Source organism: Paenibacillus sp. 01T422 (assembly GCF_056398785.1).
On sequence record NZ_JBFTQB010000245.1, the window covers coordinates 1 to 7,294 of the forward strand.

Sequence of the window (7,294 nt, forward strand, 5' to 3'; positions counted from 1 at the left end):
ACGCAGCTCCGCCTCGCGGAGCCTAAGCTCTGCCCGGTATTCTCGTTCAATCAGCTGATTTAAACGATTGATCATCGTGTTCATCGCAACGCCAAGTTGAGCAATCTCATCTTTTCCTCGTACATTCACATACCCATCCAACTGTCCGTACTGTACCCGTCTCATCACAGCTATCATCTCCTGAAAAGGTTGGACTGTTCGCCTGGATTGAATCGAGAACACAATAACTGTCAATGAAAGCCCTCCAATTCCGAATAGGATACCGACGATATATACCCAACGAAATTTGGATTGCAGCTCGGAATAAGGCAACCATACGGCAACATACCAATCTGTCTGATTAAGCTTATTTTTAACCAACAGATACCGCCGTCCCGAATCCCCGCTAATAATAGCTTCATTCTCGCTCAACTTCTGCAGAAGGCTTTCTTCAATAGGTGCGCTGGTATACAAAGGTTTCAGATTTTCGTCGACAATAGCGACCATCGAATTTACTTGAAAATGCGTTTCTTTGACCATAGGCTCAAATACCCTCGCATCGGCATCGGCAATTATAGTTGCCAGGCTCTTTTGGTTATCCAAGTCTTTGATTACACGTGCAACAGAGAACACCGTTTTCGAGGGACGCCCCATCCAGTACTCCTCCGTATGAGCGCCGATAAACACAATTCGGCCGTCTGCTTGCACAATGTTCGGATATCCGGTGTACCAGGTTCTCGTGTCGAATGGATAATGCTTAACGGGATCGGATAAATCCATTGATTTCACAGAGGACGTCCCGTCACTAAAGATCATTGTTGTTCCCAGGATATCCGTTCGGGCCATTTTCATATAATTACGCAAACTCGTGTCCAAATAATGATTAACAGCTGCAGTCGCAGCTTCCTTTTCGATTCCTCTGGCATTGACTCTATTGGTAAGCGCTTTCATAAATTCGTCATTTAAATAAGGCGTGATCGTCAGCTTCTCTAATTCGTCCAAATAGGTTTCGATATTCCGACTTATGGCCGCCACACTACGCTCTGTCTCCGATGTCACATTCTCAATGATAACTCCTTTAAAATAATTGGGCATAAAATAGATAATAATGATGGTCGGAGCGACTAATGTCAGCAAATGAAGAACAGTAAGCTGAAATCGGAAGGAATGAAACCCATTCACTCGTGCTATCTCCCCCCTTTTCTCACAAGATAGATTCACATGATTAGTAATTGTAACGTTTTTAAATGAGATTATCTATCCTTCACTTTACAAAAAAAAGGAGCCGCCTCTGAATGAAGCAAGCTCCTCCTAACACTAATTCGTTCGGATCATAGACCACTGCTGATTCCATCCGTTATTATCCGACCATTGAATGACTGCCTCGCCATTGGCGCTTGAAGTATTGTTCACGTCTATTAATTTGCCAGATGCGCGATTTTGAATTTTGTAGTAGTTGCCGGAACCGATGAATTTCCAATGTTGGCTCCACCAGCCGCCGTCCGTCCATTGTTCAATGACGGCTCCATCTGAAGACGAACCGTTCTCGACGCCTAGCACCTTGCCTGTCTGTACGTTGATAATTTTGAAATAAGTGGAATCTACGGCCTCTAGCCTCCACATTTGAACKGCTGTATTGCCGTCAATCCACTGATTGGTATCTGCTCCGCTGAGTGAAGAATTATCTGTCAGACTGAGGGATTTACCGCTATTTCGATTGATCACTTTGTAAATTGCAGAGGCGTCTCCGAATGTGCCATTGGGTGTGCTGGTCATCGTGCCAGCTGCCGCATCCACATTAATTTGCCCGTACAAGCTCATAGAAAGTGTGGTGCTCGTAGGAAATTCAAGCGGAAGCCACACATACGTGGAGTCATTGACAGGCTTATTGTTGGCACCAGCCCATCTGTCGCCCATGTATAAATAAGATGTTTGAGTGCCTTCAATCGGCTGAATGTAGGTGGATTGAGAATCGTAGGTGGTTGAATCCCCGAGATTGGAAAGAGCAGACCACGTTCCATTCATGCTGGTTGCCGTTGCATACTTCCCTTGATTCGGCCACCAGTAGGAAGCCCCGGACGTGACCATGAAATACACGCCATTCCGTTTGAACACAGCGGGAGCTTCACGATATTCGCCAGGCCATAATACTTTTTCCAGAGATTGAACATTAAGGAAGTCAGAAGTTAGTCTGTAGATGTGTATCTCTGAATTGCCTGCCGCCGAGGAGATCAAGTAAGCTGTGCCGTTGTCATTAAAAACCGTCATATCTCTCGATTCATTGCCAAGCGGTTGGAAATCGGACTGATACGTATAAGGTCCTTCAATATTGGTCGCCGTAGCGACTAAAACACGAGCCTCCGTGTAGTCCCACGCATTTTCCTTGTGAGCCCACAACACATATTTATTGGTTGCCGCATTATAAATGAYTTTGGGCCGCTCAATATTCACAGAAGCGAGTGCAGGATCGGTCGTCTTCGACAACAGATGCGCACGGAATTCCCAGCTTTTTAAATCCGTCGAACGGTACAAAGAAACATAATTAGTGCCATCGCGATCTTCACCCAACCAGTAATAATAACTGCCCACTTTGATCATCCCGCCCCCATGCGCCTGCACCGAACTCCCATCGGTTGCAATAAACTGGCTGCCATTCGCTATGGAAACGCTTGCAGCCGACGCAATAGGAATACTGATGGAGAATGCAATTGACATCACCATGAATACCAGCAGCCACATTTTTACTTTCATGAATCTCATTAACCTCTCTCCTTCGCCATTAGATTATTCCAACAAGGCTTACGCTTATAATCTTACTCGAATGAAATTGCTCAAATCGATATGCAAACCTACAGTATAAGTGCTCATTTATACGAAAATAAGATGTTCATCGGCGGGACCGCCGGTTGCGAGGGGTTCCCTCTTTGCGTAACAGTGTTTTTCAGCGTTACTGCGGGCATTTCGCGCTTTCAGCATRCGTTAACGATGAAAAACATCGTTAACGCGGTAGGAGCGCCGATTGCGAGGGGCTTCCTCTTTGCRTAACGRTGTTTTTCAGCGTTACRACGGGCATTTCGCGCTTTCAGCATACGTTAACGATGAAAAACATCGTTAACGCGGCGSGACCGCCCCCTTCGCCAAAACAAAAAGGCCCCAAGCCGGCATCTGCCGTCCCAAGAACCTTCATTACTTACTTTATAACGCTTTTCAGAACATCGTCAATCATTTGGCTGTTCGCAATCGTGCCACTGTATAGCCAGCTAGAGTTATTGTCAAAGTCATAAACTTGACCTTTTTTCACAGCAGGAATCCCTGCCCATACGGGGTCTTTCACAATCTCTTCTTTGCTCACGCCTTTGCTGTTGACGATGAACAAATAATCAGCATCCAGCGTAGCGAGCTTCTCCATGGAGAGGGAGAGCCAGTTAGCTGTTCCTGTTTTGGAAGCTTCTTGGACTACGCTTGGGACGTTAAGTCCCAAATCTTTGTACAACACATCACCGCTCGATAATTTCTCGCTTACCACATAAACAGCCTTAGCTGTCACCCAAAGCGCCGCGGCCTTTTGCGTGCCAACCGCTTTTTGCAGCTTTTCCTTAGCATCCTTGGCTTTGTTGTCGTATGTTTCCAAGACTTGCTTAGCTTCCTTGCTCTTATTCAAAACTTCACCGATGGTCAGCAGCTCTTGGCGCCAATCATTGTTTTTCTCGCCCCCCCACCGTGTAGGTCGGAGCAATCTTGGAGTATTGATCATATTTATCACTCGCAACAGTTTCCTCGCTGTCCATAATGATCAAATCCGGTCTAAAGCTCATCACAGCTTCAAATGGAAGATCAAAAGGAATCGTCGGAATGCCGTTCAGATCTTTTTGCAAATAGTTTTGTACGGACGTAGTCCCTTTATTAATGGACCATTGCGCAACAGGCTTAACGCCCAGAGCTACCAAGTGATCCTCTAAATATGAAGCGATAACACGCTGCGGATTGGCTGGAACCTTCACTTCATGTCCTAATGCATCTTTTAAAACCCGTTCGCCTGCGGCTTGATCTTTGGAACCGCTCGTGGAAGCCGGCGCTTGCCCGTTATCCCCAGCAGGATTTGATGAACTTGCGCATGCCGTTACGAACAAAGTGAGACTAAGCAATAAAACTAATGCTATAGACGGTTTGGAACTTCTGTACATTCGTAATACCCCTTCATTCCTATATTGAGAATGATTATTATCCTCATGATTAGTATGCCCTCCTCGCCTATGCAATGCAATGGAAGATATAGACATCATGAATGGATTATTGGGACTGTGAAGGGACGTTTGGTGATTTTCCTTAAAATGAACCGGCGCGATGCCTGTATGCTTTTTGAATGTGCGGCTGAAAAAATAAACATCCTGATAACCAACCCCAGCAGCAATTTGCTGAAGCGAAGCATCCGTATCCAGCAGCAATTTCTTGGCTTTTTCCATGCGATAGCGAATCAGGTAATCAATCGGACTTGCGCTCATCTGACTTTTGAACATCCGCGTCACTTGCCTTGGACTACAGTCCAGCACTTCCGCTAATCGCTCCAGCGTAATCGCTTCTGCATAATGCTCATGGATGAAGCGGATCGCTTGCGTGACCGGCTCCCCTTGGATCATCGGCACATTTTGATCTTGAAGCTGGCACATCAACTCGTAAATGAAATTGTACAGCAATGTTTTGGCATGCAGTTTCGATAACCCGCTAGCATCGTTCCACTCCCGCTCGAGCTGCTCCAGATTCTGATACAACAGCATGGGCAGCTTCGGCGAAAAACTATACTGCATATAGAATGGATTGCTTTTATCTATGTATTTCAGTTTATCTCTCATTGTAGGAAGCGGAATGCTAGCTTTGTACAGCACGAGGTAATACTCGAAAATATCCGCCGTGAGCTTGATATCCAAGTAACTTCCTTTCCCGCCGTGCAGGAGATCGAATTTGTGAACGGTATAGCCGCGATCATCGAGTGCAATGCTAGCACCCCCTTGTCCTTTCCCCTATTATAAAATAGTCTGAAGCAGTGCGACAATGGCACCTTCATGAAAGAAAGCCGACCTCCGTAGAGATCAGCTCATTCGTACGCTGCGTGAAGCAGCTATTATTCAGTTACCTTCCGGTGCAATTCTCATCGCATCCCGCTGTGCAATCAAGCACAACTCTGCTGCTTTGAAAGCGTGCTCCTGCGTCATCGCATTCTCCGTACGGTGCAAGCAATCCAGGATCAGCTGGCCGAAATAAGGGAATCCCACTTGGCCATTCACAGCAAAATGCTGCTCCCCATCTCCATTCACAAGGTACACGTGATCACCTGTCTGCTCTCTGGCGACATCCACATATTTGCGAAGCTCAATATAACCATCCGTACCGAGGATCGTCATACGACCGTCGCCCCACGTGCTTAAGCCATCTGGTGTGAACCAGTCCACTCGGAAATAGCCCGTCGCCCCATTATCTCCAACCAAAGTCGCATCGCCGAAATCCTCAAACGTCGGGTACTGCGGATGGTTATAGTTAGCAACCTTACTATGTACAACCTTGGCATCCTTCGCGCCTGTGAACTGAAGAAATTGCTCAATCTGATGGCTTCCGATATCGCACAGGATTCCGCCAAATTTCTCTTTCTCAAAGAACCAATCCGGTCTGCTCGACAGGTTGATACGGTGTGGCCCAAGGCCGATTACCTGAAGTACGCGTCCGATCGCGCCCTGTTTAATAAGCTGCTCCGCATAATTGGAGCTTTCTGAGTGAAGACGCTCGCTATAGTAAACAGCGTACTTTTGCTTTGTCTGAGCAATTTTCTCGCGTGCCGCTTGGAGCTGCTCTAGCGTAGTGAATGGTGCTTTGTCTGTAAAATAATCTTTGCCGCTGTCCATCACCTTCAGACCAAGAGGTCCGCGATCGCTGGGAATCGCCGCTGAGGCAACCAGCTTGACTTCGCTGTCCTGAAGAATCTCCTCCAAGGAGCTTGCAACGCGAACGCCAGGGAATTTGCTCACAAATCTATCGACTTTCGCAGGATCCGGGTCATAGACCCATTTCAACTCGCCGCCCGCTTCGCGAAGCCCGTTGCACATCCCATAAATATGACCGTGATCCAATGCTGCTGCTGCAAATATAAACTCGCCGGGTTTGCAAACGGAGTTAAATGTACCAACTGGTGCGTAATTCATGCCATCGCTTTTTTGCATCGTATATAGTCCCCTATCATTAATGAATTATCGCTGCATTGTTTCTTGTTGACCCTCTAAGCTTACCAAGATGAGAAGATTAAATGTGACTCTATGTTGTGAAAAAATGATACTACTTTGCGGTTCACCGTTGAATAACTTTCGAGAACAAGGCATGTACCACATCATCATAAAAAAACAACCCACACAGGTGTCTCCTGCCGTGGGTCGAGTGAACGACTCATAATTAAAATTTACAAATACTACGAGTGATAATGACAAGCAAAATGAACAGAACAAGAATGCTGCCTACGTTGTTATTAGGGTATGAGCAAACTTGGGCTACTGGCGCTGCGGCAACTGGTTTAGGGAATACAAATGAGGTTTGTTGGTACGAAGCGTGCAGGTGAATGTCATTGTGAACTGGTTTGTGGTGCATAATAGGCGCCGGCGGCGGTGCGACTGGCATCGGCATCGGCATTGGCATTGGCATCGGCATCGGCATCGGGGCTGGCATTGGCATAGGTGCAATTGGATACGTTGGTTTTACATACTCCATGGATGGAGCACCTCCTTAGAATATTGAAGCTTTAACATTAGGTTGTTATCGTTAGGGTTGGGTGAATAGCTTACAACATCAGTCTATGGGGAAGCACCCACCACGAACACGGTAAACACCCAGATCACCCAAAAATGGTTACCTATCATGGGCGAACGAGCCTCTAGCATCAGCCCGCAAAAAAAACAGCGGTCAGGAACGCATTCCCAACTCGCTGTTTCGTCTACACATATGGATTATTATCTTTTTCAAAGCCAATCGTTGTTTTACCGCCATGCCCCGGATAGACGATTGTATCGTCTTCGAGGAGGAAGAGCTTATCCTGAATGGAGTCCAGCAGCTCATTATTATCCCCACCAGGCAGATCCGTCCGGCCTACTGACAGCTTGAACAGCACATCCCCGCTGAACAAGTGTTTGTCGTACAGGAAGCTCACGCTTCCCGGGGAATGACCTGGCGTATGGAAAACTTTGAGCTTGATGCCCAGAAACTCCAACGTTTGTCCTTCGTCCAGCGCGTACTCGGCTGGTTCTGTCTCAATAAGGACGCCCAACTCAGGCCAACGGGT

At 46.8% G+C, this 7,294-nt stretch carries 7 protein-coding genes; all 7 read right to left on the reverse strand.

Going from position 1 to position 7,294, the window contains the following annotated elements; genetic code table 11:
- Positions 1-1,161: sensor histidine kinase (locus AC1DUA_RS15505; protein ID WP_477500625.1), on the reverse strand; the 1,161-nt coding region annotated here is incomplete at its 3' end.
- 135 nt (positions 1,162-1,296) lie between these two features.
- A complete protein-coding gene (locus tag AC1DUA_RS15510; RefSeq protein WP_477500626.1) occupies positions 1,297-2,739 on the reverse strand; it encodes an RICIN domain-containing protein in 1,443 nt (480 codons plus the stop codon).
- 430 nt (positions 2,740-3,169) lie between these two features.
- Positions 3,170-3,733, reverse strand: coding sequence for an ABC transporter substrate-binding protein (locus AC1DUA_RS15515; protein ID WP_477500627.1), 564 nt, complete (start codon positions 3,731-3,733; stop codon positions 3,170-3,172).
- Positions 3,675-4,904, reverse strand: coding sequence for a helix-turn-helix domain-containing protein (locus tag AC1DUA_RS15520; protein WP_477500628.1), 1,230 nt, complete (start codon positions 4,902-4,904; stop codon positions 3,675-3,677). Before AC1DUA_RS15520 ends, AC1DUA_RS15515 begins: the two co-directional genes overlap by 59 nt.
- Positions 4,905-5,102: 198 nt before the next feature.
- A complete protein-coding gene (locus AC1DUA_RS15525) occupies positions 5,103-6,188 on the reverse strand; it encodes a Gfo/Idh/MocA family protein (protein ID WP_477500629.1) in 1,086 nt (361 codons plus the stop codon).
- 226 nt (positions 6,189-6,414) lie between these two features.
- Positions 6,415-6,726: a hypothetical protein gene (locus tag AC1DUA_RS15530; RefSeq protein WP_477500630.1), complete on the reverse strand. Its 312-nt coding sequence runs from the start codon at positions 6,724-6,726 to the stop codon at positions 6,415-6,417.
- A gap of 223 nt (positions 6,727-6,949) precedes the next feature.
- Positions 6,950-7,294 (reverse strand): MBL fold metallo-hydrolase (locus tag AC1DUA_RS15535; protein ID WP_477500631.1); only part of this gene is annotated, 345 nt, incomplete at its 5' end.